Raw genomic sequence first — 3,383 nt, forward strand, 5'->3', positions numbered from 1 at the left:
TGCGGGTCGCCGTACGGGGCCGGCGCGGGCCGCGCGGCGTGGCCGGGGCCGGGGTGGCGGACCGTGCGTCCGCCGGTGCCGCTCGCGGTCAGGCCGTGGCGGTACAGCGACAGGCGAGGGCCTGCGCGGGCGCGCACATCGAGGGGCGGCAGGTGGTCGTCGCGTGCTGGCGCATCGTGCTGCCTCCTCCTCGGGTCGCGGGGGCGGACCCGGGCGGTCCGCGATGGGGCGAACGTAGCGGTGTGTCTCGCGTGATGGAACACCGCGACCGGCATATGAGACGCGGTGTCCGGCGGGTGCCGTGCCGAGGGCTCCGAGCCCGGCCGGACGAGCGGATCCGGCCCCCGACGCGCGCCCGTCCCCAGGTGGCGCCGGCGGGGTCCCGGGATGTCGGCCGCCCCCTCTACAGTTCTGGGGTGACGACAGCCCTGTACCGCCGCTACCGGCCCGAGACCTTCGCGGAGGTCGTCGGCCAGGACCACGTCACCGCGCCGCTCCGGCAGGCGCTGCGCTCGGGGCAGACCAACCACGCCTACCTGTTCTCCGGCCCCCGGGGCTGCGGCAAGACGACGTCCGCCCGCATCCTGGCGCGCTGCCTCAACTGCGCCGAGGGGCCGACCGACACCCCGTGCGGGGTGTGCGAGTCCTGCGTCGAGCTGGCCCGCGGCGGCCCCGGCAGCCTCGACGTGGTGGAGATCGACGCCGCCAGCCACGGCGGCGTCGACGACGCGCGCGACCTGCGCGAGCGCGCCACGTTCGCGCCCGCGCGCGACCGGTACAAGGTGTTCATCCTCGACGAGGCGCACATGGTCTCGCCGCAGGGCTTCAACGCGCTGCTCAAGATCGTCGAGGAGCCGCCGGAGCACGTGAAGTTCATCTTCGCGACCACGGAGCCCGACAAGGTCATCGGCACCATCCGGTCCCGCACGCACCACTACCCGTTCCGGCTCGTGCCGCCGGACGTCATGGTCGGCTACCTGGACCAGCTGTGCACCACCGAGGGCGTCCGCGTCGGGTCGGGCGTGCTGCCGCTCGTCGTCCGCGCCGGCGGCGGCTCGGTCCGGGACTCGCTCTCCGTGCTCGACCAGCTCATCGCCGGCTCCGGCCCGGACGGCCTCGTGTACGAGGACGCCGTCGCCCTGCTCGGCTACACCCACGCCTCCCTGCTGGACGACCTGGTCGCGGCCGTGGCCGCCCGCGACGGCGCCAGCGCGTTCCGCGTCGTCGAGCGCGTCATCTCGACCGGCCACGAGCCCCGCCGGTTCGTGGAGGACCTGCTCGAGCGGCTGCGCGACCTCATCGTGCTCGCCGCCTCCGGTGACGCCGCCGCGGCGGTGCTGCGGGACGTGCCCGGTGACCAGATGGCGCGGATGCAGCAGCAGGCCGCGCACCTCGGCGCCGCCGAGCTGTCCCGGTCCGCCGACCTCGTCAACGCCGCGCTGTCCGAGATGACCGGCGCGACCTCCCCCCGGCTGCACCTCGAGCTGCTCATGGCCCGGCTGCTGCTGCCGGCGCTCGACGACTCCGCGTCCGGGCTCGGCGCCCGGGTCGACCGGCTGGAGCGCGAGGGGGTCCGGGTTGCCCCGGGTGCGCCGGTCGGGTCCGCCGCGCCGGCCGCCGCCCCGGCGTTCACCCCCGCCGCGTCCGTCGAGCGGGAGGCCGTCGTGACCCCGCCGCCCGCGCCGGCGCCCGAGGTGCGGGCGGCGGAGGAGACCCTGCGGTCCGCCGGCTCGCGCGCCGACGACGACGCCGCGGCCGGACCGCTGCCCGCGGGCGGTGACCGTCAGGCCGAGGCCGGCGACGGGCGCGCGGCGGACGACGTGGCCGCGCGTCCCGTGCACCCCGGTGCCGACGACGCCTCGGTCGACGACGCGGGCGCACCGGACGAGCGGCACGCGGCTGACCGCCCGGGCCGAGCCGCCGAGCCGGACCGGCCTGTCGAGCCCGCTCCCGCAGCCGTCGCCGCGGTCGAGCGTGCGGCGGAGCCGCACGACGTGCCCACCGCCGAGCCGGTCGCCCCGGTCGAGCGCCCCGCAGGCGCCCCCGGTGGCGGCGACACGGAGATGCTGCGCCGCCGCTGGCCCGAGGTGCTGGACACCCTGGGCCGGATGAAGAAGACGACCTGGGTCCTGATCAGCCAGAACGCCCAGGTCGTCGAGCTCGACGCCACGACCCTCCGGCTCGGCTTCGGCGCCCCCGGTCTGGCGTCGGCGTTCCGCGCCGGGCCGCACGCCGACCTCGTCCAGCAGGCGGTGCGCGAGACGCTCGGCTTCACCGTCAAGGTCGAGCCCGTGCTCTCCGGCGACGGCGGACCCGCCGCGGCGCGCCCGGCCGCCGGTCCCGCACCCGCGCCCCGCGGTGGCGGGGGAGCGCCGTCGGCCGCCGAGGCCGCCGCGTCCTGGGACACCCCCGCGGCTCGGCCCGCGCCCGTTCCGGCCCCGGTGCCGAGCCCGGCGGAGTCGGCGCGTGCACCGCACGAGGCCGCCTCCGGCCCCTCCGCGGTCGACGCGCCCGCCGACGACGACCCCGACGCGGCGGACCCGTGGTCCTCGGCGACCGTGACGCCCGCGGGCGCCGGCGCGGACCAGGCCGGTGACGCGTCCGACGACCTGACCGGTCGCCCGGACGGCCCGTCGTCGGTGCCGACGGGGGAGGAGGTTCGCGACGGCGACGACGACGTCGACCGTCCGAGGTCGGGTGGCGACGGCGGTCCCGGCCCCGCCGGCACGGCGGACGCGTCGGCGAGCGAGTCGGGCCCCGTGCGTGAGACGGGCCCCGTGCGTGAGACGGGCCCCGTGGGCGAGACGGACCACGACGCGGCACCGGCGCACGAGCCGGCCCGGGGGGCCGGGCCCGCGGCCAGCGGGTCCGCGCCGGCCCGCGGGTCCGGCCCGGTTCGCGACTCCGCCCCGGCCCGCGAGTCGGGGCCCGCGCGCGACCAGGGTCGGGAGACCCCCTCGGGTCGGGAGAACGCGCGCTCGTCCGCGCCGGTCGTCGCCGTCTCCGACGACGGCTGGCCCGTGGTGGCACCGCTCGGCGGTGCGCGCGCCGCGTCCACCACCGAGACCCCCGCCGCGTCGGACGCCGGCGCGCGTGCTGGTGACGGTCCCGGCTCCGCGCAGGCCGACCGGGACGCGCCCTCGTCCGCCCACACGGACGCCTCGCGCCGCGCGGATGCGGACGGCGGACTTGCCGCCGACGGTCGGATGGGCGCCGACGGTCGGCCGGGCGACGACGGCACGAGCGCCGCCGCCGGACGTGCCGGCACCGACGGTCGTCCCGGTGCGCCCAGAACCGACGGCCGCTCCGGTGCGCTCGGCACCGACAGCCGGTCCGGTGCGACCGGCTCGGCGGGTGCCACCGGTGAGGAGCGGGCGGCCGCG

1 protein-coding gene is annotated in these 3,383 nt (G+C 78.8%); it reads left to right on the top strand.

Annotation, left to right across the window (positions count from 1 at the left end; genetic code table 11):
* Positions 1-416: 416 nt before the first annotated feature.
* The coding region (locus G6556_RS17820) for a DNA polymerase III subunit gamma and tau (RefSeq protein ID WP_346774985.1) at positions 417-3,383 on the top strand (2,967 nt) is incomplete at its 3' end.

Source organism: Cellulomonas sp. IC4_254 (assembly GCF_011603975.1).
Lineage (GTDB): Bacteria > Actinomycetota > Actinomycetes > Actinomycetales > Cellulomonadaceae > Cellulomonas.